Raw genomic sequence first — 24,623 nt, forward strand, 5'->3', positions numbered from 1 at the left:
GCCGGGGTCACCTCCGAACCGGAGTCTGTGGACCGGCGGATTCCTCGTGGGCGTGGATGGGCCCTTCGGTGTCGACCAGTCGGTTTCCGCCCCCGCCCCACCGCAGCGCGATGATCTCGGCGGCGATCGACACCGCGGTCTCCTCAGGGGTCCGGGCACCGAGATCCAGGCCGATCGGCGACGACAGGCGGCCCAGTTCGGTCTCGGACAGGCCCGTCTCCCTCAGCCGCGCCATCCGTTCGCCGTGGGTGCGCCGCGAGCCCATGGCCCCGACGTAGGCCACGTCGAGTCGCAGCGCGATGTCCAGGAGCGGCACGTCGAACTTCGGGTCGTGGGTGAGCACCGTGATCACGGTGCGGGTGTCGATGCGGCCGGCCTCGGCCTCGGCCTCGAGATAACGATGCGGCCAGTCCACGATCACCTCGTCGGCTCCCGGAAAGCGGGCCTCGGTGGCGAACACACCGCGGGCGTCGCACACCGTCACCGTGTACCCGAGGAACGAGCCGAGACGGGCCATCGCGGACGCGAAGTCGATAGCCCCGAACACGATCAGCCGTGGAGGTGGCTGGAAGACGTTGACGAAGACCGACATCCCCTCGCCCCGGCGTTCCCCGTCGGTGCCGTAGTGGAGGGTGCCGGAACGGCCCGACTCGAGCAGACCGCGCACGTCGTCGGCCACGGCGTCGTGCATGCGGGGTGAGGCGAGCCGCCCCTCGGCACGGTCGCGCCACACCACCATCCGCTGCCCGCGCACCGCCGGGTCCGGATGATCGGTGACGGTCGCCAGGGCGACGGGGGTGCCGGCGCGGACGGAGCCGACCAGTTCGGCGAAGCCCGGGAAGGTCTCGGTGTCCATGCGTTCGACGAAGACGTCGATGATGCCACCACACGTGAGGCCGACGGAGAAGGCGTCGTCGTCGGACACCCCGTATCGCTGCAGTACCGGCTCGCCGTCCTCGATCACGCCCCGGGCCAGCTCGTAGACGTCTCCTTCGACGCAGCCGCCCGAGACGCTGCCGGTGACGGTGCCGTCCTGCGCGACCAGCATCGACGCGCCCGGCCCTCGGGGCGCCGACCGGAAGGTCGAGACCACTGTGCCCACGGCGACGGTCTCGCCGGCCCGGTAACGCCGGTCGAGTTCGTCGAGAATTTCACGCACGCCGAACCTCCTCGAGAAGTTCTTCCAGTGTCGCGAGACTGTGTCCCGCGAGCAGACGGTCGATGTGGGGCAGGGCCACCGTGATACCCGACTGGACGGGTTCGTATCCCTTCCCGCCGGCATGCGGGTTCACCCACAGCACGCGGTGCGCGAGCCGGTGCAGTTGCGCCATCTGTTCCCCGAGCAGTGACGCGTCACCGCGTTCCCAGCCGTCGGAGAAGATCACGACCACCGCACCACGCGCGAAACCCCTTCGGCCCCAACGGTCCAGGAAGGTGCGGAGGGTGTCGCCGAGACGGGTCCCGCCGGCCCGGTCGGGTACCGCGCGGGATGCGGCAGCGAGCGCGCTGTCGGCGTCGCGGGCGCGCATGGCCCGCGACAGGCGGGTCAGCCGGGTACCGAGGGAGAACACCTCGGTCGACGACGGTGCAGCACGCGTGACGACATGAGCGAACCGCAGGAGTGCGTCGGCGTACGGGTTCATCGACCCGGAGACGTCGATCAGCAGTACCACCCGGCGCGCTCTGCTCGTCCGGGCGTGCCGTCGAGGTCGTACGGACTCGCCGCCGGTCGCCAGCATGTCGCGCAGGGTGCGGCGCGGATCCACCGGGCCACCCCGGGACGGGCGGGAGCGCAGCGCCCGGCGTTGCGGTGGCCGGGGTCGCAGATGCGTGAGCAGTTCGGCGAGATGTGCGCGTTCGGCCGGGGCCAGCTCGGCGACGTCCCGGTGACGGAGCACCTCCGTGTCGTCGGCCGCGACCTGCAGTCGGGGTGCGTCGTCGCCGGCCTCGCCGGCAGCGCCGTCTCCTCGTGCCAGGGCGGCGATGCGTGCGGTGCGGGTGCGCTGCCCCCGGGTTCTCGAGCCGGTCGGGACGGTGTCGCCGAACCAGTGGACGAATGCCGCGTCGTACCTCGCCGTGTCGTCCGGTGTGCGGCACAGGGTGGCGCGGCCTGCCCAGTAGACCTGCTTCACGTCACCGACGTCGACGTGCTCGAGTGCGTGGAGATAGGTGACGGTGGCATCGAGCGTGACGGGCAGACCGGCCGCGGTGAGGGCGCGGCAGAAACCGGCGAAGCCTGTGATCGGGCCCGATGGGATCCGGTCCGTCGTGGATGCTCGACGCCCTGCGGTCACTCGTCCTCCTGCTTCACGCCCCAGCGGTCCCGGTCACGGGGGCTCGATCGCCGACGCTACTGGCAGTGCCGCGGGCAAGCTGCCGGATGCGGGAGATCGGGTGGCGTCTCAGTGGTTCGATTCCGCCATCTCGGCGATGCGCAGGTCGCGAGTGCGTTGCTGGTGGGCGACCATCAGTTCCTGGGCACGCGTGCCGTCACCTTCGGCGACGGCCTCGTAGACGGCCTGGTGCTCTCGTTCGACCAGGTCGAGATTGTCCGGCGTACGGGAAGCCTTGCCGTCGTACACGTGTAATCGGGCGTCGAGCAGGTCCATCAGTTCCACGATCGTGGGATTGTGTGCGGCCAGCCGTAACGCCACGTGCCATTCCGCATGCAATCGCAATCTGTCGGCAGGGGCTCGCGCGGTTCGTGCTTCGTCGAGACTGCGCCGCAGCCGGGCGAGATCGAGTTCTGTGCGTCGTTGCGCGGCGGACAGCGCTACTGCCGATTCGAGTGCGATGCGTGCCTCGCAGATGTCGAGGATCTCTTCCGGGGTGCGTTCGAGGACCCGGAATCCGCGTGAGACCTTCGTCACGAGACCTTCGAGTTCGAGTCGGATCAGCGCTTCGCGCACGGGTGTCCGGGAGACGCCCAGCTGTTCTCCCACGGCGGCGGGCACGAGTAGATCGCCGGGCGCATGGACCCCCTCCATGATTCGTCTGCGCAGTTCGCTGTACGGATTCGTTGTCGTGGGCGTCATGCTGTGTCCTCCCCGGCCGGATCGTGTGGTGCCGGTCTCACCGACCGGGCCGCCGGACCAGGACTACCACGGCATCCGTGCCGTGTACACCTTTCAAATCCATGTGTATACAAATGACGACAATTGCGTGCACTCGGTCGTAACGTGCCCCTGCGAACGCTTCACGACAGGGAGAAATCATGACCGACCACACCGCTCGACCCGATCGCCGGATCCGGCGATGAGCGACGTCACCGTCTCCGCAGCCCCCGTGGCGACCCCCGCCGTTCGGGGCCGTGGCCTGCGTGTGCCGCACTGGACGACACTGCTTCCCTGGGTGGTACCCGCGCTGGTCCTCCTCGGCTGGCAATGGGGCTCGAGTGCCGGGGTCGTCCCGGCGGCGATCCTGCCGCCGCCCACGGACGTCGTCGACACCGCACGGTCGCTGTGGTCCACCGGCGAACTGCAGTCGCACATCCTCGTGAGTCTGCGTCGCATCGCGATCGGGTTCGTCATCGGTGCCGCGATCGGCCTCCTTCTCGGCTTCGCCGTCGGCCTGTCCCGTATCGCCGAAGGCCTGTTCGACCGCACACTCCAGATGGTGCGGGCGTTGCCCCACCTCGCGCTCGTACCACTGCTCATCGCAGCCTTCGGCATCGGAGAACTACCCAAGGTCCTGCTCGTGACGCTGGGCGTGATCTTCCCCGTCTACCTCAACACCGTTAGCGGTATCCGCACGGTCGACGAGAAGCTCGTACAGCTCGGAAAGTCGTACGGTCTCAGCCGTGTTCAGTTGATTCGTGAAATCGTCGTTCCCGGCGCCATGCCCATGATCCTCACCGGCATCCGCTACGCCCTCGGTGTCGCGTGGCTGACCCTCGTCATCGCCGAGACCATCGCGACCCGCGAAGGCATCGGCTACCTCGCGCAGAACGGCCGCGAGATGCTCCGCAACGACCGCATCGTCCTCGCAATCGTGCTCTACGCCGGTGCGGGCCTGCTCGCGGACCAGATCACCCGATTCATCGAAGCCCGTGTCCTGCGCTGGAACCCGAACTACCGGAAGGGTGAACGATGACCACCGTCAGCACACTCGTCGGCCTGGAACTGACCTCCATCGGACGTCGCTACGGTGACAACCAGGTACTGCGCGACCTCGATCTGACCATCGCCCCCGGCGACTTCGTCGCGATCCTCGGACCCAGCGGTGTCGGCAAGTCGACCCTGCTGCGTATTCTCGCCGGCCTCGAGGATCCCAGTTCGGGCACCATGACCCCGATCGGTGACGCGCCGGCCGGCGGTCCGACCGCCCGGATGATGTTCCAGGAAGACCGGCTCCTGCCGTGGAAGTCGGTACTCGACAACATTGCCCTGGGGACGAAGGGGCAGCGTGACAAGGCGGTCGGACTGCTCGCGCAGGTCGGTCTCTCCGGTCGTGAGAATTCCTGGCCCGCAGAGCTCTCCGGTGGTCAGCGGCAGCGTGTCGCGCTCGCTCGTGCCCTGCTGCACCACCCCGACATCCTGCTGCTCGACGAACCCTTCGGTGCACTCGACGCCATCACCCGCGTGACCATGCAGCAACTGCTCGAGAACATCCTCGCCGAACATCCGCGCACCGTCCTGCTCGTCACCCACGACGTCGAGGAGGCACTCGTCCTCGCCGACCGCGTGCTGCTGCTGACGCCGCAGGGGATCACACGTGATCTCCGGGTTCCGCAGGCCCGGCCACGGCACCGGGGCGACGCGCAGCTCGCGGCGTGGAAGGAAGAACTGCTCGACGGTCTCCTCGAAGCCGACCGTGCGGTGCGCACCTCCGTCTGATCCCACTCCACCGAGCACCCTTCTCGTCCGACACCGGCACACCTGTCTTCGATCTCCGACCGTCCGAAAGGCTTTCCCCCACGATGAACACTTTCCGTCCCACCCTCGACCGTCGCGGATTCCTGCGTGCTGCGGGCGTCGGCGCGCTCGGACTCGCCGGAATCGGTGCACTCGCGGCGTGCGGGCCGGGCGGGTCCGCGGACGACGAGCTCGCCGAGGTGCGGTACGCGCTCATCGGAGACGGAAAGGCCGAACCCGGCACGGTGCTCTCCCACAAGCTGGGCGGTCTCGACGTCTCCGCAGATCTCGTTGTGCCCGTGAACTTCCGGTCCGGCTTCACGGCCTCGCTCCCCGTCATGGAGGCGATCAAGGCCGGCAGCATCGATTTCTCCTTCGCCACCGCAACCGCGGTCATCTACGGCATCGGTGGAAAGGTGCCGTTCGTACCGCTCGTTGCGTATCCGCTGCCGGGCAACGAGGTCGACATCCTCGTCCCCAAGGGTTCCGATATCAGGAGCGCTGCGGATCTGAAGGGCCGCAGGGTCGCCGACCAGCAGGGGACCACGGGGACGTACAGTCTCGTCAAATACCTCGAGACCGCGGGCCTGACGCTCGACGACATCGAGTACAGCAATCTCACCGCCGCCGATGCCGAGGCCGCCTTCGCGCAGGGCAAGGTCGATGCGTGGATCAACTGGCAGCCCACGATCGAACTGGCGCGGCGTAAACACGATGCCGACGTCCTGCCCGACGTGAAGACCTACGACTACGCGTTCTTCGTCGCGAGCGAGAACTTCGCGTTCGGCCGTCCCGAGCTCGCCGCGAAGCTCGCCCGCAACGTCCGCGATGCACAGCGCTGGATCGAAGCGCAGCCCGATGTCGCCGTCGGCGAGTTCGCGGCGCTCGGCGGATTCGGGGATTCACAACTCGAGAGGGAGGTCTACCGCGATCTCGTCGTCGACCGTCGACTGTCCTACTCGGGTGCCGGTGAATTCACTGCCGTAGGCGCCGACGCGATCGACGGCACACAGGATCTCGCCGACAACTTCCATGCTCTCGGCGTGTACCCGGAGACGATCGACGTCCGGAGCTGGTTGTCCGACAGTCGATTCGATCCCGTCCGTGCCGCCGTCACCGCCGAACTGGCGAAGGTCTGACCGGGCCGGTCCCGGTACACAGCAATTCAGGAGTTCTCGTGACCAAGAAGATGCATCTCGCCGCGTTCGTCACAGCCGGCCCCGGTCGTCCCGGCGGATGGCGCCTGCCCGATTCGGTTCCCGGATGGCTCGATGCGGGCTACTACCAGAACATGGCCCGCACCCTCGAAGAAGGCCGGTTCGATCTCGCCTTCTTCGCCGACATCGTCTCCGTACCCGACCGATTCGGTGGGAGCACGGATTCGCAGTTGAGGTACGGTGCCCTCGGCTCGCTGCGGGTGGATCCGCTTCCGGTCATCGCGTCGATGGCGTCCGTGACCCGCCATCTCGGACTCGCTGCAACGGTCTCCACCACCTACGCGCAGCCGTTCACCGTCGCCCGCTCCTTCGCCAGCCTCGACCACCTCTCGGGCGGACGCGCGGCGTGGAACATCGTGACCTCCTTCCAGGAATCCGAGGCGCGGAACTTCGGGCTCGACGAACAGTTCGACCGTTCCACCCGCTACGAACGGGCCGACGAATTCCTCGAGGTGGCCGGCAAGCTGTGGGACAGCTGGGACGACGATGCGCTCGTGCTCGACGCCGAACGGCCTCTGTTCGCCGATCCGGACAGGGTGCACCGTATCGACCACAAGGGCAGGTATTTCTCCGTGCAGGGACCGCTCAACGTTCCTCGGCCGCCCCAGGGATATCCGGTGCTCATCCAGGCCGGTGCGTCCTCGAAGGGCAAGGATTTCGCCGCGCGCTGGTCGGACGTGATCTTCTGCAGCCACGCCTCGAAGGAGTCGGCGCAGGCGTTCTATCGCGAAATCAAGGATCGTGCTGCGACATTCGGTCGTGACCCGGAGGAGATCAAGATCCTTCCGTCGATCACCCCCGTGGTCGGGTCCACGACCGCGCGAGCGAAGGAACTCGCCGACGAGATCTTCGAACTCGTGCCTTCGATCGGCGGATTATCGACACTTGCATATCATCTCGATGTGGACCTGTCGACCTTCCCGCTCGACGAGAGGCTGCCGGAGGTCGAGGTGCCCGGAGTTGCCGGGCACTACCACGAGGTCCGCGAGATCACCGAACGCGAGGGACTGACACTCCGTCAGCTCGGGAAGCAGTACGGAGGCCGGTACGAGGGCGGCTTCATCGGTACCGCCGACGAGGTCGCGGACGGCCTGCAGGACTGGTTCGAGGACGGAGCGGCAGACGGATTCACCCTTCAGGTCCCGTACCAGCCGGGAGGATTCGAGACCTTCACCCGCCAGGTCGTTCCGCAATTGCAGAAGCGCGGCGTCTTCCGCACGGAGTACGAAGGCGCGACATTGCGCGAGAATCTCGGACTCACGCGTCCGGCGAGTGGTGAATGGCAGCGGCGGGCGGGAACGCAGGATCGGGTGACCCGATGAATGCCCCCGCACCGTCGGGTGCCCACGATGCAGTGGTGACGGGAACCGTGACGAGCGAGGCCGGCCGTTTCGTCGTCAGTGCCCGCAGCAACCACTTCGTCACCGATTCGAGGCTTGCCGGCAGGGAGGCCGTGCACGCCGGAGAGTTGTTGCTCGCGGCCCTCACATCGTGTGCGATGGCCAACTTCGAGCACAATGCGGCACTGGACGGGCTTCCGGTCGGTGGGATCGTCGCGAGGGCGGCCCATACCCGCGGTGCTGTCGATCCCACCCGGTACGACAGCACCGTTCTGGAGATCGAGGTGCGTGGCGTCGGGCAGGACGACGCCATGGCGCTCGCCCGCAAGTTCGTCGCCGCGTGCCCGATCTACAACACGATCGAGCGGGGGAGCGGTATCGAACTGACGATCAACGGGCAACCCCTCACGGACCGGCGATCGGTGGGCTGACGAGCTCAGCCGGCAATCAGTTGCTCGAGCCCGGCGCGGGTCACCCGATCGATGTCCTCGCGGTATTTCAAGACCGCGCCGAGGGTCGCGGCCGCGGTCGCAACGTCGAGTACGTCGCGGTCGAGTGTGCGCAGTGCGCGTGCCCAATCCAGGGATTCGGCAACACCCGGCGGCTTGAGGAGGTCCTGAGCGCGAAGCGACTGCACCGCTCGTGAGATCTGCTCGGCGAGGGAGTGCCCGAGGCCGGGCAGACGCCGCTGGAGGATCGCCACCTCGCGCTCGAGATCGGGGTGCTCGACCCAGTGGTACAGGCAGCGGCGTTTGAGGGCGTCGTGCACCTCGCGGGTGCGGTTGGAGGTGAGCACGACCAACGGCGGCACCTCGGCCCGGATCTCGCCCAGTTCGGGGATGGTCACCGCATTTTCGTCGAGCAACTGCAGGAGGAACGCTTCGAATTCGTCGTCGGCACGATCGATCTCGTCGACGAGCAGGACACACGGCGACTCGGTGAGGGCTCGCAGCAACGGCCGGACGAGGAGATAGCGCTCGGTGTAGAGGGAACGCTCGGCGGCGTCCGCGTCGAGCACACCCTCGCTCGCCGCCTCGAGGGAACGCAGGTGGAGCAGTTGCCGGGGAAAGTCCCAGTCGTAGAGCGCCTGCGAAGCGTCGATGCCCTCGTGGCACTGCAGCCGGACCATCGGCAGTTCCAGTGCCTGGGCGAGAGCTGCTGCGAGCGAGGTCTTCCCGGTACCGGGTTCACCTTCGCAGAAGAGAGGCCGGCCCATCCGCATCGCGAGGAAGGCCGCCGTCGCCAAGCCCTCGTCGGCGAGATAACCCGTCGTCCCGAGAGCCGCCGTGAGGTCCTCGGGGGAGTCGATGCGTGCCACGTCGCCGGTCATGAAGCGAGCGTAGATGCTCGATCCCGTATCCAGGGGCGACTGGGGCGATCGAGGTCTCGCGTTCAGCTGCTGTCGGCGCTGGGGGTCAGTGAGGAGGTCTCACCGACGAAGAGTGTGGCGCACCCGGGGCACAGGGTCTTCGGCTCGGTGGCCCACCCGTTCACCTGGGCGTAGAGCTCCGCCTGGAGCCGGCTGCGAGCGGCAGTGCGGTAGCAGTGGTCGCAATGGTCGCAGCGGAAGACCCACCGGTCACCGGACAGTGGGTCGCGGTGCGGCATCATCTGTGTCCACCTCGGTGTCGTGGCGCCGTCGGGGGCGCGGTATCGGCGAATCTGTCGAGCGGTCGTTCCGGAACGGCTCGGTTCACGGAGCGGTCGTGCCCATGATGCGGGCCCACCAGCTGTCGAGAGGGCTGGGATCGGGCCAGCGGATCGTGTCGTCTGCGATGTGGCCGGGCAGGGGCCTACCGTCTTCTCGCCCCTGTCCGATGCTCGGCGAATCGTGATGTGCTTTGCGCACGGAGGTCACCCCTTCATTGCTCTCGGTGCGCCCGCTCGACGGACGCACTGCACCGCACCTGTGAGGCGTTCTTCGATGCTAGCCCGGTTCGCGTGCGGCGGGTCGGGCTTCGGGTCTGCCGGGTGCACATTTCTCTCCCGCGGACCGTGTCGGGGAGGTCCGGGATCGGGCCGCGCGGGACGGGGATTCCCCCGAGAGTGCGGCTCGCAAACGCGTGTTGTCATCCCGGAGTGCCGCATTGGCTGATTCGAGTTCGAGGATGCGGGCGATTCCGGCGATGTTGACACCCGAAGCCACGAGTTCGACGATCCGCTGCACGACCTCGAGGTCGTTGTCGCTGTAGCGGCGTGTTCCGCCGGCCGTCCGGGCGGGACGGAGCAGACCTCGACGTTCGTACAGGCGCAGGGTCTGGGGATCGAGTCCCGACAGCTCCGCGGCCACCGAAATCCCGTAGACCCCGCGGTGCGTTCGCAGTGACGGATCGTGCGCCATCGTCTCCTCCGGAAGCCCCACTGATTGTTTCGCCTGATCGACCGAGATGTCCTTGCCGTCGACCTTGACCGAAGTCTACCGGCGAGCACATAATAAATCTGTGTCAAATGGCACAGATAATCGAATGGAGCGAGGCCGTGACGAACGGCCGAGAGTCGGAGGTGACAGAACGATGTTGATGCGCACCGACCCCTTCCGCGATGTCGATCGCTTCACGCAGCAGGTGCTGGGCACGATGGCCCGGCCCGCGGTGATGCCTCTCGACGCGTGGCGTGAAGGCGACCGTTTCGTGGCGGAATTCGATCTTCCCGGCGTCCGGGCCGATTCGATCGACCTCGACGTCGAACGCAACGTACTCACCGTCCGTGCCGAACGCCCGGAGATCGACCGGGACAAGGAGTTCGTCGCCACGGAGCGGCCGCGAGGAGTTTTCACCCGGCGCCTCTTCCTCGGCGACACCCTCGACACCGACCGCATCGAAGCGCAGTACCGGAACGGTGTGCTGCGCGTGACGATTCCGGTCGCCGAGAAGGCGAAGCCCCGGAAGATCTCCGTGATCGACGCGGAGGGCAACGACCGGGCCGCTATCGAGAAGTGAGCCGAGGCGACGAAACCGGCCCGTGCCGATGCCCGGGCCGGTTCCCGCTGTGGCCGTCACGGTTTGAGCGCGATCTTGAACGCGCCGTCCTCCTTCTTCTGGAAGATCTCGTATGCGTGGGGAGCGTCGTCGAGCGGCAGACGATGGGTGGCGAAGTCGTCGACTCCCAGCGGATCCTCGTCGGTCAGCAGAGGGAGAATCTCCGGCACCCAGTGCAATACGTTGGCCTGGCCCATCCGGAGGCGGATCTGCTTGTCGAACAGGGTGAGCATCGGGATCGGATCCGCTGCCCCGCCGTACACACCGCTCAGTGAGATCGCGCCACCCCGCCGCACCACGTCGATGGCCGTGTACAGCGCGTGCAGACGGTCGAGTCCCGCCTTCTCCATGAACGGTTCGGCTATCGCGGAGGGCAGGAATCCCGCCGCGGTCTGGGCGAGTTTCGCAACCGGCGAACCGTGCGCCTCCATTCCGACCGCGTCGATCACCGAATCGGTGCCGCGACCGCTCGTCAGATCCCGGATCACGTCTCCCGGGTCGTTGCCGACCTCGCGGAGATCCACGACCTCGATGCCGCGGGAGGCTGCCCGCGCGAGGCGTTCGGGGACGAGGTCGACGCCGATGACCCGTGCTCCCTTGTGTGCCGCGATGCGCGCGGCCATCTCCCCGATCGGGCCGAGTCCGAGTACGGTCACGCTTCCGCCCTGCGGGATCTCCGCGTACTCGACGGCCTGCCATGCGGTGGGCAGAACATCGGAGAGATAGACGAACCGATCGTCCGCCGGCCCCTCCGGCACCTTGATGTGGGTCGCGTCGGCATGAGGCACCCGGAGGTACTGCGCTTGCCCGCCCGGCACGCTGCCGTAGAGCTTGGAATAGCCGAACAGGGCGGCGCCGGTACCTTCCTCCCGGACCTGCGTCGTCTCGCACTGGGAGTGCAGTCCGTGCGAGCACATGAAGCATTGGCCACAACAGACCTGGAAGGGGATCACGACCCGGTCGCCGGGCTTCAGCTTCGTGACCGCGGAGCCCACTTCTTCCACGATCCCCATCGGTTCGTGGCCCAGGATGTCTCCCGGGGTCATGAATGCCCCGAGCACCTCGTACAGGTGCAGGTCGGATCCGCAGATGTTCGTGGTGGTGACGCGGATGACGGCGTCACCGGGATCCTGGATCTTCGGATCGGGCACCGTATCGACACTCACGTTGCGGCGGCCCTGCCATGTCACTGCCTTCATCGTCGCTCCTCGGCTCATCGGCTGTAATGGGTGCCGGGTGCTTCCCGGGCATGTGTCACCGATGCCTACCCGCAGGAGAGGAGTGCAAACTCCGTGCGACGCCCCGTACATGTTTGCGCACGCCGGGGGAGCGGTAACTCGGAACAGAGCACGCCCACCGCAACACCCAGTGCGGCCGCCGACGAAGGCGCGACCGTGCGGAAGGAGATCAAGTGACCGTCTCGGACCCCGAACCCCACGGAAATCAGGATCCCGAACCGTCACGTACCCCGGATCTGGAACCCGGCGGGGGCGTACCACCGGGATCGACGCCCCCCGATTCGGGGACGACCTCCGGCCTGTCCGCTCCCGAACCTGAAACTCGCCACCGGTTCCCGCTGAGCGGGTGGTTGACACTGCTGGCCGTCGCCGTCATCGTCGTGATCTTCGTGGTCGCCATCTTCGGCATCCTGGCGTGAGCCACGGTCTCGGGTGGGCCACCGCCCACCCGAGACCGCAGCCGAATTGCTGGAACCGGCCGATGCTTCCGCGATCGCTTCGTCCGAGTGCAGATCGTTGCTCTCAGGGGTCCTGGACGTGAGACGACCGGGTCGGAAACACATCGACGGGGCTGTAGCGACCAGGGAGACTCTCCGGTCCCGGTGGTGACGGTGTTATACGGACGAGGGGGTGATGTCCGCGGTGAGGTCGCGCCCTCTGGACTCGGTCAGTCGCGCGAGTCCGATGATCGTGATGGCGGCGCCGCCGATCATGAGAATGCTCAAGGACTGGCTCGAGTTGTCGTCTGCCGCGACCAGCGAGGCGGCGATCATAGGGGTGAACCCGGCCCCGATGAGGCTCGCCAACTGGTAGCCCATCGAAATACCCGTATAGCGGACACCGGTGCCGAACATCTCCGAGAGCATCGGCGCCAGAGGCGCATAGAGTGCGTTCTGCGCGACCATCGCGACCATCAACGCGAGCGTCATGACGGCTACCGAACCGGTGCCGACCATCGCGTACAGCGGGAACGCGAACACGATTGCTCCTACTGCACCTCCCAGGCTCACCACCCGTCTCCCGATGCGATCGGACAGCGCTGAGAACAGCGGAATGCACACCAATGAGATGCCGGAGGTGAACAGCAGGGTCCGAACTACGTCAGCCTTCTCGTATCCGATCGAGGGCGCATAAGCGAGGATGTGTGAACTGATCAGCGCGGTGAGGACGAATGGGCCGATACCGACTGCGGTCGCCAGTAGCAACGCCCGCGGGCGACGCAGGATCTCCAGTGCTGGGATTCGATCGCGTTTCCGTACAGACGGGATCTCGGCAGCCTTCTGGAAGACGGGGCTCTCGACGACGCTGAGGCGCACGTACAGGCCGATCGCAAGCAGCAGGGCGCTGATCAAGAACGGAACACGCCAACCCCACGACATGAAGCTGCTCTCGGGAAGCAGGGTCACCCCCATCACCGCCAGAGTGGACAGAATCGATCCGATCGGCGAGCCCATCAGCATGATGCCTGCCCACCGGCCGCGCTTGTCGGATTCGGCGTGCTCGATGACCATGAGCGCAGCGCCGCCCCATTCTCCGCCTACTGCGATGCCTTGCACCACGCGAAATGCGACCAACAGGATCGGCGCGGCGATGCCGATCGTGTGGTAGGTCGGGAGAACTCCGATGAGGACGCTGGCGCCGCCCATGAGCGACATCGACAGGATCAGCATCGACTTTCGGCCTAACCGGTCACCGAAATGACCGAAGAGAACGCCGCCGATAGGTCGCGCGAGATAACCCGCGGCGAGCGTGCCGAATGCGGCAATCGTCGACACTGCGCCGCTGGAGTTCGGGAAGAACAACTCACCGAAGACCAGGGCGGCCATCGTGCTGTACAAGAGGAAGTCGTAGTACTCGATCACCGTGCCGAGCAAGCTGGAGTACGCCACGCGGCGTACCTGCCTGCCATGATCTTCTGGTGACGGGGTGTGCGAGCCGACCACCGGCTCCAATCGGTCGATCTCGGCCATAGAAGCTCCTTGCCGTCAATTGAGGTCGCGAGGGCGCGGCTCGGTCAGGGCTCGTCGATGTGGTCGCGAAGGGTGCGGCCGGCGTACTCGGTGCGCAACAGGCCACGCTTTTGCAGTCGTGGGACGACTTCGTCGACGAACTCGTTCAGCCCGACGGGGAGGTCGGCGGGCAGGATGATGAATCCGTCTGCGGCTCCACTGTCGAACCATCGCGCCAAGTCGTCGGCGACCGTGTCGGGAGAACCGACGAGCGTGCGGTGGCCGATGCTCAGCCCGATGCGTTGCGCGAGCTGCCGGACAGTGAGCTGTTCGCGTAGGGCGATCTCGGTGAAGAGTGTGGGTCGAGACATGCCGGCGTTGCGCGGTAACGATTCGAGAATGTCCGGAAACGGTTCATCGAGGTCGTAGTGCGACAAGTCGATGTCTCCGAAGGCCTGGCCGAGAAATTTGAGAGTGGTGTGCTCATCGATCAACGAACCGAGTTCGGCCGCGAGATCACGAGCGTCGTCGTCGGTTTCGGCAATGATCGGGGTGACGCCCGGTAGGATCTTGACCGCGTCGGCAGGGCGGCCGGCGGACTGTGCCAGACTACGAACCCGGTCGGCGAAAGTCTTGGCTTCGGTCATGTCGTGTTGCGTGGTGAAGATCAGATCGGCGACCCGCGCACCCAGTTTCATGCCGGTCGGCGACGACCCCGCCTGGGCGAGGGGCAGTCGGCCCTGGGGCGAGCGGGGGATCGTCAACGGGCCTGCGACGTCGAAATGCTTACCCGAGTGGTCGATGCGGTGGATTCTGCGCGCGTCGGTCCATTGCCCGGTTTCGCGGTCGGCGATGATCGCGTCGGCGTCCCAGCCGTCCCACAGTGCGCGCACGACATCGACGAACTCCTCGCCGCGTGCGTAGCGGTCCTCGTGGTCGGGGAGTTTCGCGGAGCCGTAATTCGCAGCTGCGGCGGGGATAGCGGTGGTGACGATGTTCCATCCGGCACGGCCGTTGCTGAGGTGATCGAGGGTGGCGAATTGCCGTGCGACCGTGAACGGGTCGTTGTATGTGGTGGAGCTGGTGCCGATCAGACCGATGTGTTCGGTGACCGCCGACAACGCGGAGAGAACCGCGATGGGGTCGGGACGATCGGTGGCGTCGGTGGCAATCGCCGGTGACAAGTTGAGTGCATCGGCGATGAAGAATGCATCGAAGAATCCACGTTCGGCGGTCTGCGCCAGGGATTTCCAGTGTCCGAGACTGTGCATCGACTCCGGCGTGGTCCGAGGCGAACGCCAGACCGACTGCGCTACGCCTACACCCTGCGCGAAGAGCGCCAAATGAATCTTCCTGACCATTTCGGTCTCTCCTTGTTCGATCGAGGTTGCTCAGACCGACCACTCGGGTCGGTTCGGCCCGGCAGGATTCTGCCGGTTCAGAAGCATCAGTTCGTCCTCGTCCAGGTGCAGGTCGAGGGCGGCGAACGAGTCGAGGACGGACTCCGGGCGGGAGGCACCCGGAATCGGGATGACCACGGGGGAACGGTGCAGCTGCCAAGCCAGTGCGACGCGATGGACACTCACACCCCGAGCGCGGGCCACCTGTTCGAATCCGGAACAGTCCGAACCGATATCCTTCGCATTCTGCATGCCCCCGAAGGGTCCCCACGACAGAAACGCCAGCCCTCTACTCCGGCACTCCTGGATCTCGGGCTCCGAACCACGGAACCGAGGCGAGTACTCGTTCTCGACCGCCACCAACGCATCCCCGAGGATCTGCTGCGCGATGCCGATCTGCTGCACGTTTGCGTTCGAGATGCCGACGCGCCGGATCAGGCCTTCCTCCCACAGCGCGCGCAGTGCGAGCATCGACTCTTCGTACGGCAGCTGCGGGTCGGGTCGATGGTGAAAATACAGCGGCAGCGGATCCAGGCCGAGCCGGCCGATCGAGGCGATACACGCAGCCCGCAGATGCTTGCCGCTGCCGTCGACCCACCAGGTGTCGTTCTCGCGATAGCGTACGTGGCCGCCCTTCGTCGACACGACGACGTCGTCGAGCGAGCCCGGCCAGGACTTCAGCGCATCGCTGAGTGCCAGTTCGTTGACTCCGTCTCCGCCCCCGGCCGGACCGTACACATCCGCGGTGTCGAACAGTCGGACACCAGCATCGAGTGCTGTGTGGACCGTCCGACGTCCCTGTTCGATGTCGAAGCCGGGACGCTGTGTGATGGTCATTGCACCGAACCCGATGGCGGGCAACCGAAGGTCACCCAGTGCCCGGACCGCTGTGTTCATTTGCCCACCGCCGTCCAACCGCCGTCGACGGGCAGGCAGACGCCGGTCACGAAACTTGCATCCAGCGCCAGATGCTCGATCGATCGAGCCATTTCATCAGGAAGACACAGACGTCCCAGCGGGCTGCGGTCCTCGATCTGCGAGACGTCGTAGCCCTGATCGATCATCTCCTGCACCATCGGAGTCAGGGTGTGCCCGGGAGCAACGCTGTTGACGCGAATGCCGGGAGCCCACTCGACGGCAAGGTTCTGCGTGAGCTGAGAGACCGCGGCCTTCGCAGTTCCGTAGTCGGCCTGTTTGGGCCAGCCACGGTACGCAGTGGTCGACGAGATCGTCACGATCGCGCCGTCGGTCCCCGTGTTCAGCAATGGTCTGGCGAAAGCCGAGGCGACCAGCAAAGTGCCCACGACGTGAACGTCGAGGACTCGGCGTACTCGGTCGGGATCGAGCTCGACCGCAGGCACGAATTGACCGCGGATCCCGTGGCTGGTGACGAGAACATCGGGCACGCGGCCACGGGCTCGAGCATGCGCCATCGCCGCCTCCACCGCCTCCGCGTCGGTGACATCGACCTCGAGGTACTCTGCCCTCCCGCGAGCCGATGCGGGCGCGGACAGATCGAGCACCGTGACCATCAGGCCCCGGGTCAGGAAGCGATCGACGACTGCCTCGCCGATCCCGCTGGCGCCACCGGTCACCACTGCGTGCACAGCCGTCATGAACCCACCTTCTCTGGCATCGAATGGGAAGTGTCGAACGGTCCGGGTGTCCGGCAGGAGTCATCTCTCTGCCGACGACCGAGCAGGGACCTACGCTCGTGTGCGCACGTGCTGCGAGGCGAACGCATGAATGCTGGCAACGACGTGATCGAGTTCTTCCTGGCTCATGCCGTGACTCATGCCGAGCGACATACCGCGTTCGAAGACCTCGTCGGCGTTCGGCAATCCCGATTCAGGGATGCGGTACTCGACGTTGCGCATCATCGGATGGCGGGTGACGTTACCGCTCCAGACAGTACGGGTGTCGATGCCGGCAGCTTCCAGCGATTCCTGCAGATCGGAACGACTGAATCCGGCGTCTTCGCGTACCGTGACCGGATAGCAGAGCCACGCGGTGTGGAAGTCCTCCAGCTGACGCGGTAGGCGGAAAAGCTCCGGGTAGGCGCCGAAAGCTCCGGTGAACGCCTCGAAGATCTCGGCGCGACGCGCGTAGTTGGTGTCGAGTTTGCTCAACTGCACCAGCCCGAACGCGGCGCCCAGCTCGGACGGCTCGAAGTTCCACGGCAGGACGTCGAAGATGAAGTCGTTGTCGTAGGCGACACCGTCGAGCTCCTCGCGGAACACTCGGCCTTCGCCGGCCGATCCGAACAGGTGCGGTTCGGAGCGGCGACCCCAGCGGCGCAACATGAGACCCTTGTCGCGCAGCTTCTCGTCGTCGAGGCAGACCATACCGCCGTTGCCCGCACAGGTGATGATGTGCGCCATCGCGAAGCTGGTGACGGTGATGTCGGAACGCGAACCGGTCTTGGTGCCGCGCAGCGTGGTTCCGATGCAGTCGCAGGAATCCTCGATCACCTTGAGGCCGTGACGATCGGCGATCTCGCGAATCGCATCCCAGTCGGGTGCATTACCCGCGAGGTTGGGGATCAGAATTGCACCGGTCTTGTCGGTGATCATTTCCTCGATCTTGGATGCGTCCACGTTGTATGTGTCCGGTTCGACGTCGACGAACACCGGAACCCAGCCGCCCCGCACGATCGGCGACACGTCCGTGGAGAAGGTGAGGGGTGAGGTGATGACCTCCGAACCCTTCGGCAGGTCGAGGAGCTCGAGGGCCAGATAGAGGGCCGAGGAGCCCGAATTGCACATCAGACCCAGCTTTTTGCCGTACAGATCGGCGACCTTCTGCTCCATTTCGGCGACGTTCTTGCCGATCTTCATCGCGTACGGCCCGCCGCGCAGGACCTCGAGGCAGGCCTCGACCTCACGCTCGTCGTGCACACTGCGGGCATAGATGACTCTGGGCATTCTTCTCTCCTGGGTGGAATGGTCGAAGTTCACTGATGGAGACGTGGTCGGCAGCGTCACCGAATGGTGGACCCGGCGTCGACAGGCAACGTGATTCCGGTGATGTAGCGAGCGTCGTCAGAGGCCAGGAACATCAGCGCCTTCGTGACGTCCGAGGCATCGATCCGCTGGACGGGTAGGGAATTCATGAAGATCGGTCCCAGATCGGGCCGCTCTGCGAGCAATTCGGGAAGTACGGCCGAATGACCTTGCGGGGTATCGACTCCGGTCGGATTGATCATGTTCACACGGATGTTACGGTTCGCAAGCTCGAGCGCCAGCGACCGACAGAGCCCCACAAGAGCGTGTTTGGCCGCGACATACGGGGTGTAGAACGGCAGACCCACAGTGCTGGCGGTCGAACCGGTGATGACGATGTTGCCGCCGCCGGCGGCGTCCAAATGTGGGATCGATGCGGCGCAGGTGTTCCACACGCCGGTCAGATTCACATCGAGCGTGGTCTGCCAGATCTGTTCGGTGACTTCATCATACGGCTGGACCGTGCAGATCGACGCATTCGCTACCACCGCATCGACACCACCGAATCTCTCGACGCCCGCGTCGAGTGCGGCGTCGAGGCCTGCACGATCACGAACGTCCACCTGCGCCGCGTACACCCGCCCCCCGGCGTCCTCGATCAGTTGCGCGGTTTCAGCGAGGCCCTCTGCAGTCCCCATCCGGTAGGGCACAAAGTCGAGCTGTGTGCAGGAGTCGACTGCAATCACATCGGCGCCTGCCTCTGCCATCGCCACCGCATGACTTCGCCCCTGGCTCTGAGCTGCACCGGTGATCAGCACGGTCTTGCCGTTCATGCTCATATGATCACTATCCGATCGTCCAGGGGTGCCACCGATTCCGCGTGGTGAGCATCGCCGAAAAACCGGCGAGCCAGGCTCTTCTCGACAGCGACGTCGAGAAGCTCGATGGTGAAACCGAACCGGTCGCGGTGGTACGCGGTGCCGGCCGGACACTCCCCGTCGCGCACGCCACCCATCCACAGCGCAGCGCCACGCCTCTCGAGTTCGGCCGACGCCGCCGACAGGTCCTCGACGACGAAGCCCAGATGATAGACACCTGACGTCGGTCTCCACACCGACGAGCCGGCCACAGCTCGGAGTAGCTCCACATGTGGAGGCCCTTCGAGGGTCATGCCCAAACGCTGAACCGTGTCGTGCTCGACGCCGTCGATCCGGCATTTGTACGCGGATTCCTTCCCGAGCGACACAGTCCAGCCGTAGGCGCGGGAAAAGTGTTCAGCGGCCTCGTCCAGGTCATCTACGACTACGCCGACATGATGCAACCGACCGAGGTCGAGGTCGAAGTCCGGGACGCCGATCGGACTCATCGGCCACCCCGAACCGAACGGCAGGAGTTTTTCCAGATCATGCTTTGAATGATTGTTCAAAAATGATCGGCGCGCAAGACCTGACGATAAATTTTGTGAAACCCGCAGTTAAGAGGCCCTGTCTGGCAGGGTTTAAACGATCATTCAATCGATCTGTCAGGACCGTGTCGAATCCCGGTACTCATGTCTAGCGCTGCACCATTCCTTCGAGGAATACAGCCAGATAGTCCTTGGACAGCTCCTCGAGCGGATACTCATCGGCGTCGGTTCGCCAGTAGACGCTGAACCACACTGCATCGCGCAGGAATCGATGGAAGACCTTGGCAGGAACATCCCGACGCAGGACCCCGGTTCGCTGTCCCGATTCGATTGCGTCCAGCCATATCCGTTGGATTCGATTGGTGAGGTCGCGGGCGGTCTTGTAGTCGCGCAGCTCGCGCAGGTTGGCGAACTCCGCGTGATAGACCTTGGTCGCATCAGGTGAGGCCGCACCGGTCGCGAGGGAGACGTCGATGATCGACTTCAGACGTGCACGAGGTTCGAGTTCCTCGAGTCCCTCATGGTCGTATCGATCGAGCAACGCTCTCAAGTATCCGGTGATCAGTTCGACGGCGATCGAGCTCTTCGACGGGAAGTAGTAGTAGAGAGCGCCCGGGTTCAGTCCGACGCAGTCGGCGATCTCACGCACCGATGTCGCTTCGATCCCCCGGGAAGCAAACAATTTCGCTGCCGCTGAGAGAATCTCGGACTTTCGTCGCTCGGCGCCGGAACCGGAAGTCACCTGAGTGTTCACCATGCCGTTCAGGCTAGTGGACCCCATATGCGAGGGTCGGGATCCGCAGTCCGAGCCGGCAAGGTACTGCGCGATGAGTGCTTCCAGGGGTGGCTGGTGTGGGCGTGGCGGTCTCCAGGTAGGTCTCTCTCGTTCTGGGGTCGGCTTTTTCGTCCTCGGATCCGTGCGCCGATGAAGAATGCGATGTTCGCGAAGTAGGTCCGACCTGTTCGGGAGGGCTGTTGATTGCGGCTCGAGCGAGGGAGTACCGTTTGAAACACTGCCGATTCATGGAGGTGAACACCATGAAAATCCGCAAACTTCTGGCCGGACTGTCCGCCGGTGCAATTCTGGTCCTCGCGCCTGCGGGTGTCGCAACCGCAACACCATCCGGTGATGCCGGTGCCGTCGAAGCTCACGGCGACCACCATCGCGATTACGACAAGGACAAGAAGCACGACCACGACAGAGACAAGAAACGCGACCACTACGACAAGGACAAGAAGCACGATCACGACAAGGACTGGCACAAGGGCCACAACCACGCGTGGTTCGGCTCGTCGGTCATCTGTCTGCCCTGGTGATTTCGCGGAAGGCCCGTGCCCCGTCGTGACGACGGAGTACCGGCCTTCGTCCATCCGATCTCGAGGCCGCCCGCGACGGCCCTGCAGAGCGGTGACCGGCAGCAGGACGTCACATGAGCAGGCGGCGCCGGTAGCCCTCGGCGACCGCCGAGGCTCGGTCACGAACGCCGAGTTTGTCGTAGATGTGTTGCAGATGGGTCTTGATGCTCGCCTCGCCGATGAACAAGGCTGTAGCGGCCTCGCGATTCGAGTTGCCGTTGGCGACCAATTGCAGCACCTGCTTCTCCCGATCGGTCAGCGTTCCGGCACCGGGCCTCCGGATCTGCCCCATGAGGTGCTGCGTCACGGACGGAGCGAGCACCGACTCTCCCCGCGCGGCTGCACGAACGGCGCGCATCAGTTCGTCGGGCCGCGCATCCTTCAGGAGATAACCGATCGCACCCGCTTCGATCGCCGGCAGTACATCGCTTTCGCTGTCGAAGGTCGTCAGGATCAGCACCCGGGCACTCGGGACGCGCTCGCGCAGAGCCGCGGTCGCGGCGACGCCGTCCATCCGGGGCATCCGAAGGTCCATGAGCACGACATCCGCTGCCAACTCCTTCGCGCATTCGATGCCCTCGTCACCGTCACCGGCCTCGCCGACCACGACGATGTCCTCGGCGTCGGCGAACGTGTCGCGAAGACCGCCCCTCACGATCGGATGGTCGTCGACAACCACCAGTCGAATCATCGGTCGGTTTCCTCATCTGCTCTCGTGCCCCCGGGGGCGATCGCGGGAACGCGCGCACTGACGGATGTCCCTTCACCCGGTGCGCTCTGTACCTCTATGTGACCGCCGACTCCTCTGATGCGCTGGTGCATGCTCGTCAGGCCGAAGCCGGTGCCGACCCCGTTCACGAACCCACGTCCATCGTCCCGCACGTCCAACAGCACCTCGGTGCCCGTGTACGACAGCGTGACACCGACGCGGGAGGCCCCCGCGTGCTTCGCGACGTTGGTCAGCGACTCCTGCACGACACGGAACAACGACACCTCGATCGCCGGGCTGAGTGGTTCTCGGACACCGGTGATCTCCACGTGCGCTCTCAACCCTTGGTCCTTCGACCATTGCTCGGTCAGCGTGCGCAGCGCGTCGGGAAGATGCGCCTGCCCGAGTTCCTTGGGCGCGAGTGCCTGCACGGACCGTCGGGCCTCGGTCAGACTGCTGCGCGCGAGGCGAAGTGCACGCGCCACGTGCTCCTCCGTCTCGCCCTCCATCTTCGCGGAACGTTCCGCTGCCTGGAGCTGCGTGATGATGCCGGTGAGACCCTGCGCCAGCGTGTCGTGGATTTCGCCGGCCAGACGTTGCCGCTCGTCCTGCGCGCCGGATTCACGGGCCTGGACTACCAGTTGTGCATGGAGCCCGGCGTTTTCGTGCAGTGCCGCCTCGAGCCGCTCGACGAGTTCCTCCCGCTTGCGTTCCTCGGGTTCGCTGCGCGCCGTCAGCACGATGCCCACACCGATCGCTGCAGTCTGCAGTGTGACGATCACGATGAACTCCGCGAGCATCTCCGAGTTCGGGTCTGACCATATGTGCATCGCCGAACCGTTGAGGACCACAGACGTGGCGAGGACTCCGAGCACCCCCAACGGCCACGGCGTGAGCAAGTACGCGTGGAAGAAGGCCGCAACGGTGAAAACGAGAAAGATGTCGGAGTGCGACATGAGGGTGAGGCACAGTGCCAGCAACCCGACGAAGTAGATGCACCCCGCCACGGGCCGACGCGTCTTCCGTCTGAGGGGAAGCGTGTGCCCGACCAGCACCCACAGCGCCGAGACCGCGACCAACCCGAGGACGGATGCGCCCTCGGGCCGGAAGCGTTCATCGGAGTCCGGAAGCAGCCACGAGAAATAGATCGCTGTCGAGATCGTCAGCAGCAGCCACGGCGTGAACAACTGGAGAAGGTTCCAGATCCGCAGCTGCTCCTCTTTCCAGGCCAGCCGGGAACGATGAGCGATTCCGGCCTTGTGTGCGATGGCGGATCCGTGCGTCCCAGAGCTCGGGCACTCACCGGCTCCGGTATCCCGCATCATCGACATCTACTCCCAACGGAAGAGTTTCGCGGCGATCCCGGTCGCGATCACTGCTATGCCCGTCATTATGGCAATCTGCAGCAGGAAGGGCTGCCCGCCGGCAGTGGCGGTGATCTCGCCTGCTTCGGCGGACCACGCCGCGGTGAGAGCCTGCAGCCCGGGCGGTACGAATTCGCCGACCTCGCGCAGCACGTCGGGCATGAGGACACGGGGCAGGAATGCCCCGCCGAAGAACATCAGCGCAACGAACAGGACAGTGCCGATCTGGTTCGCAGCGCCGCTCGTGCGGACCACGGCCGCGGAGATCATGCCGAGCCCGAGCAGTGCCGCATAGCCGATGACGAAGGCGGCGACGAACTCCAGGGGCCGCTCGGGCGGCGCGATGTCCAGCACCGCCCACCCGCACACGATCAAGAGTGCCGCGGAGACGACCACGGAGGCGAACGCGACGGTCATCTGCGCGAGCAGGACACGTCGCGGATGCGCAGGAGTGGTCGACAGCCTGCGCAGGATGCCGCGTTCACGGTATGTCCCGATCACCGCCGGGATGTGCTGCACGGCGATCATCACCATCCCGAACACCAGTGCTGTCGGTGCCCAGACATCGATGGGCCGGAGCCCACCGGTTTCCGGCGTCGGCTCTCCGAGTGCCGGGATGGCACCCAGCCCGAGCAGGAGTCCTGTCGGGAACAGCACACCGAAGATGACGGTGGCAGAGTCTCGGAGGAAGAGTTTCGTCTCGACCTCGACCATCTTCACGAGAGCCCGCATCAGTGAGCCTTCCTCTCGGCGGGCGCGGGGGATCCCGGGGCGCGTCCGGTGAAGGCGATGAAGGCGTCGTCGAGGTTGCGCTGGTCGACGCGAAGATCTTCCGCCACCACCTGTGCTCTGGCGAGAGCCCCTGTGACGCTGCTCAGAAGTTGTCCTCTGCCGGTGACCGACCAACGGCCGTCGGTGATCTCGACATCAGTCACCTCGGGCAGCTCGGTCAGGACATTCTTGTCCAGTGGTCGACTCACACGGAAGCGGACCTGTTGCACCGCGCTCGCCTGCGCAATCAGCCCTGCCGGCGTATCCAGGGCGGCAACCCGGCCGCTGTCGATGACGGCGATCCGGTCGCTGAGCCGCTCCGCTTCATCCATGAAGTGCGTGACGAGGAGGATCGTGACACCTGTGTCACGAACCCGTTCGATGAGACTCCAGGTATCGCGTCTCGCCTGCGGGTCCAGACCCGTCGTGAGCTCGTCGAGAATGGCGATTCTCGGGTTGCCGACCAGCGCGAGCGCGATCGAAAGTCGCTGCTTCTGCCCGCCCGAGAGAGCCTTGTACTGCGTAGTGCGTTGCTCGGTCAGACCCAGAAGCTCCATGAGTTCCCGCCAATCGGCGGGGTTCCGGTAGAAGGAGCTGTAGAGATCGAGCGCTTCGGCGACCTTGATCGCGTCCGGAAAGCTGCTCTCCTGCAGTTGCACGCCGAGGACTTCACGCACCTCTGCCCGGTCCTTGTGCGGGTCGAGTCCCAGCACGGAGATCGAGCCCGAGTCGGGCGTTCGAAGCCCCGCGATGCTCTCGACGGTTGTCGTCTTGCCGGAGCCGTTGGGCCCGATGACGCCGAAGATCTCCCCCTCTTCGACGGTGAAAGAGATGTCGTCGACGGCCACGCGCTGCCCGTAGCGCTTGTGCAGGTTTCGCACTTCTATTGCGGTCATACCGTGAAGCTACGGGCGCACCGCACCCCGCCCATCAACCGTCGCGGCTGGGTTCGGGTTGACTCGCGCATCCACCATTCGGTGGATCTACAGCACAAGACGCCCTCGTTCCGTACTCACCGCGAACTGCTTGCGGCAAGGCGGAACGGAACGGTCATCGCCGAGCCGACCGCTCGGGCCGGGCATCGCGGCCGCACTGCGGTCG

At 65.5% G+C, this 24,623-nt stretch carries 28 protein-coding genes; 8 read left to right on the plus strand and 20 right to left on the minus strand.

Annotated features, from left to right (window positions below; all coding sequences use genetic code 11):
- Positions 1-7: 7 nt before the first annotated feature.
- From MOM01_RS01775 to MOM01_RS01785, 3 genes are all read right to left on the minus strand, one after another.
- Positions 8-1,159, minus strand: a complete 1,152-nt coding sequence (locus MOM01_RS01775; RefSeq protein WP_241383662.1) for an XdhC family protein — start codon at positions 1,157-1,159, stop codon at positions 8-10.
- Positions 1,152-2,294: a vWA domain-containing protein gene (locus MOM01_RS01780; protein ID WP_374112244.1), complete on the minus strand. Its 1,143-nt coding sequence runs from the start codon at positions 2,292-2,294 to the stop codon at positions 1,152-1,154. The genes MOM01_RS01775 and MOM01_RS01780 overlap by 8 nt, the downstream gene beginning before the upstream one ends.
- A gap of 108 nt (positions 2,295-2,402) precedes the next feature.
- On the minus strand, positions 2,403-3,035 hold the full coding sequence (locus tag MOM01_RS01785) for a GntR family transcriptional regulator (RefSeq protein WP_241383663.1): 633 nt from the start codon (positions 3,033-3,035) through the stop codon (positions 2,403-2,405).
- A gap of 220 nt (positions 3,036-3,255) precedes the next feature.
- On the opposite strand from MOM01_RS01785, the gene MOM01_RS01790 reads away from it, so the two are divergent.
- The 5 genes from MOM01_RS01790 to MOM01_RS01810 all read left to right on the plus strand — a co-directional run bounded on the left by MOM01_RS01790 (position 3,256) and on the right by MOM01_RS01810 (position 7,841).
- The gene (locus MOM01_RS01790; protein ID WP_241383664.1) at positions 3,256-4,092 is read left to right on the plus strand and encodes an ABC transporter permease; all 837 of its coding nucleotides are present in this window, start codon (positions 3,256-3,258) and stop codon (positions 4,090-4,092) included.
- Positions 4,089-4,835 (plus strand): ABC transporter ATP-binding protein, encoded by a 747-nt coding sequence (locus MOM01_RS01795; protein WP_241383665.1) that lies wholly within the window; start codon positions 4,089-4,091, stop codon positions 4,833-4,835. The genes MOM01_RS01790 and MOM01_RS01795 overlap by 4 nt, the downstream gene beginning before the upstream one ends.
- Before the next feature lie 83 nt (positions 4,836-4,918).
- On the plus strand, positions 4,919-5,992 hold the full coding sequence (locus MOM01_RS01800; protein WP_241383666.1) for an NrtA/SsuA/CpmA family ABC transporter substrate-binding protein: 1,074 nt from the start codon (positions 4,919-4,921) through the stop codon (positions 5,990-5,992).
- A 50-nt stretch (positions 5,993-6,042) separates the two neighbouring features.
- Positions 6,043-7,392, plus strand: coding sequence for an LLM class flavin-dependent oxidoreductase (locus MOM01_RS01805; RefSeq protein ID WP_241384033.1), 1,350 nt, complete (start codon positions 6,043-6,045; stop codon positions 7,390-7,392).
- Positions 7,389-7,841, plus strand: coding sequence for an OsmC family protein (locus tag MOM01_RS01810; RefSeq protein WP_241383667.1), 453 nt, complete (start codon positions 7,389-7,391; stop codon positions 7,839-7,841). The genes MOM01_RS01805 and MOM01_RS01810 overlap by 4 nt, the downstream gene beginning before the upstream one ends.
- A 5-nt stretch (positions 7,842-7,846) precedes the next feature.
- Here the strand turns inward: MOM01_RS01810 and MOM01_RS01815 are convergent, their stop codons facing one another.
- The 4 genes from MOM01_RS01815 to MOM01_RS01830 all read right to left on the minus strand — a co-directional run bounded on the left by MOM01_RS01815 (position 7,847) and on the right by MOM01_RS01830 (position 9,751).
- A complete protein-coding gene (locus tag MOM01_RS01815) occupies positions 7,847-8,740 on the minus strand; it encodes an AAA family ATPase (RefSeq protein WP_241383668.1) in 894 nt (297 codons plus the stop codon).
- Between the two features lie 62 nt (positions 8,741-8,802).
- Complete coding sequence (locus MOM01_RS01820; protein WP_241383669.1) at positions 8,803-9,021, minus strand: hypothetical protein; 219 nt, start codon at positions 9,019-9,021, stop codon at positions 8,803-8,805.
- Positions 9,022-9,103: 82 nt separating this feature from the next.
- Positions 9,104-9,259 carry a hypothetical protein gene (locus tag MOM01_RS01825; RefSeq protein WP_241383670.1) on the minus strand — a complete coding sequence of 52 codons (156 nt, stop codon included), beginning with the start codon at positions 9,257-9,259 and terminating at the stop codon, positions 9,104-9,106.
- Positions 9,260-9,337: 78 nt separating this feature from the next.
- Positions 9,338-9,751 carry a MerR family transcriptional regulator gene (locus MOM01_RS01830; protein WP_241383671.1) on the minus strand — a complete coding sequence of 138 codons (414 nt, stop codon included), beginning with the start codon at positions 9,749-9,751 and terminating at the stop codon, positions 9,338-9,340.
- A 172-nt stretch (positions 9,752-9,923) separates the two neighbouring features.
- Between MOM01_RS01830 and MOM01_RS01835 the strand changes: the two genes are divergently transcribed.
- A complete protein-coding gene (locus MOM01_RS01835; protein ID WP_241383672.1) occupies positions 9,924-10,349 on the plus strand; it encodes an Hsp20/alpha crystallin family protein in 426 nt (141 codons plus the stop codon).
- A gap of 56 nt (positions 10,350-10,405) precedes the next feature.
- On the opposite strand, the gene MOM01_RS01840 is transcribed toward MOM01_RS01835, so the two are convergent.
- Positions 10,406-11,587: a zinc-dependent alcohol dehydrogenase gene (locus MOM01_RS01840; RefSeq protein ID WP_241383673.1), complete on the minus strand. Its 1,182-nt coding sequence runs from the start codon at positions 11,585-11,587 to the stop codon at positions 10,406-10,408.
- A 212-nt stretch (positions 11,588-11,799) separates the two neighbouring features.
- On the opposite strand from MOM01_RS01840, the gene MOM01_RS01845 reads away from it, so the two are divergent.
- Complete coding sequence (locus MOM01_RS01845; protein ID WP_241383674.1) at positions 11,800-12,045, plus strand: DUF6480 family protein; 246 nt, start codon at positions 11,800-11,802, stop codon at positions 12,043-12,045.
- 195 nt (positions 12,046-12,240) lie between these two features.
- On the opposite strand, the gene MOM01_RS01850 is transcribed toward MOM01_RS01845, so the two are convergent.
- The 8 genes from MOM01_RS01850 to MOM01_RS01885 all read right to left on the minus strand — a co-directional run bounded on the left by MOM01_RS01850 (position 12,241) and on the right by MOM01_RS01885 (position 20,079).
- Positions 12,241-13,596 carry an MFS transporter gene (locus MOM01_RS01850; protein ID WP_241383675.1) on the minus strand — a complete coding sequence of 452 codons (1,356 nt, stop codon included), beginning with the start codon at positions 13,594-13,596 and terminating at the stop codon, positions 12,241-12,243.
- A gap of 44 nt (positions 13,597-13,640) precedes the next feature.
- The gene (locus tag MOM01_RS01855) at positions 13,641-14,936 is read right to left on the minus strand and encodes an LLM class flavin-dependent oxidoreductase (protein WP_241383676.1); all 1,296 of its coding nucleotides are present in this window, start codon (positions 14,934-14,936) and stop codon (positions 13,641-13,643) included.
- 30 nt (positions 14,937-14,966) lie between these two features.
- The gene (locus MOM01_RS01860) at positions 14,967-15,872 is read right to left on the minus strand and encodes an aldo/keto reductase (protein WP_277609081.1); all 906 of its coding nucleotides are present in this window, start codon (positions 15,870-15,872) and stop codon (positions 14,967-14,969) included.
- Complete coding sequence (locus tag MOM01_RS01865) at positions 15,869-16,591, minus strand: SDR family NAD(P)-dependent oxidoreductase (RefSeq protein WP_241383678.1); 723 nt, start codon at positions 16,589-16,591, stop codon at positions 15,869-15,871. The genes MOM01_RS01860 and MOM01_RS01865 overlap by 4 nt, the downstream gene beginning before the upstream one ends.
- A gap of 90 nt (positions 16,592-16,681) precedes the next feature.
- The gene (locus tag MOM01_RS01870; RefSeq protein WP_241383679.1) at positions 16,682-17,899 is read right to left on the minus strand and encodes a DegT/DnrJ/EryC1/StrS family aminotransferase; all 1,218 of its coding nucleotides are present in this window, start codon (positions 17,897-17,899) and stop codon (positions 16,682-16,684) included.
- Positions 17,900-17,955: 56 nt separating this feature from the next.
- A complete protein-coding gene (locus tag MOM01_RS01875) occupies positions 17,956-18,750 on the minus strand; it encodes a mycofactocin-coupled SDR family oxidoreductase (protein ID WP_241383680.1) in 795 nt (264 codons plus the stop codon).
- Between the two features lie 2 nt (positions 18,751-18,752).
- The gene (locus MOM01_RS01880; RefSeq protein ID WP_241383681.1) at positions 18,753-19,283 is read right to left on the minus strand and encodes a VOC family protein; all 531 of its coding nucleotides are present in this window, start codon (positions 19,281-19,283) and stop codon (positions 18,753-18,755) included.
- 187 nt (positions 19,284-19,470) lie between these two features.
- The gene (locus tag MOM01_RS01885; RefSeq protein WP_241383682.1) at positions 19,471-20,079 is read right to left on the minus strand and encodes a TetR/AcrR family transcriptional regulator; all 609 of its coding nucleotides are present in this window, start codon (positions 20,077-20,079) and stop codon (positions 19,471-19,473) included.
- 266 nt (positions 20,080-20,345) lie between these two features.
- On the opposite strand from MOM01_RS01885, the gene MOM01_RS01890 reads away from it, so the two are divergent.
- A complete protein-coding gene (locus MOM01_RS01890) occupies positions 20,346-20,639 on the plus strand; it encodes a hypothetical protein (protein ID WP_241383683.1) in 294 nt (97 codons plus the stop codon).
- A gap of 109 nt (positions 20,640-20,748) precedes the next feature.
- Here the strand turns inward: MOM01_RS01890 and MOM01_RS01895 are convergent, their stop codons facing one another.
- The 4 genes from MOM01_RS01895 to MOM01_RS01910 are packed head-to-tail and all read right to left on the minus strand — an operon-like array spanning position 20,749 to position 24,418.
- A complete protein-coding gene (locus MOM01_RS01895) occupies positions 20,749-21,369 on the minus strand; it encodes a response regulator (protein WP_241383684.1) in 621 nt (206 codons plus the stop codon).
- Complete coding sequence (locus MOM01_RS01900) at positions 21,366-22,712, minus strand: sensor histidine kinase (RefSeq protein ID WP_241383685.1); 1,347 nt, start codon at positions 22,710-22,712, stop codon at positions 21,366-21,368. The genes MOM01_RS01895 and MOM01_RS01900 overlap by 4 nt, the downstream gene beginning before the upstream one ends.
- A 6-nt stretch (positions 22,713-22,718) precedes the next feature.
- Entirely contained in the window at positions 22,719-23,483 is a 765-nt protein-coding gene (locus tag MOM01_RS01905) for an ABC transporter permease (RefSeq protein WP_241383686.1), read from the minus strand.
- Positions 23,483-24,418, minus strand: coding sequence for an ABC transporter ATP-binding protein (locus MOM01_RS01910; protein WP_241383687.1), 936 nt, complete (start codon positions 24,416-24,418; stop codon positions 23,483-23,485). The genes MOM01_RS01905 and MOM01_RS01910 overlap by 1 nt, the downstream gene beginning before the upstream one ends.
- Positions 24,419-24,623 lie beyond the last annotated feature (205 nt).

The organism is Rhodococcus sp. CH91, assembly GCF_022554085.1.
Lineage (GTDB): Bacteria > Actinomycetota > Actinomycetes > Mycobacteriales > Mycobacteriaceae > Rhodococcus.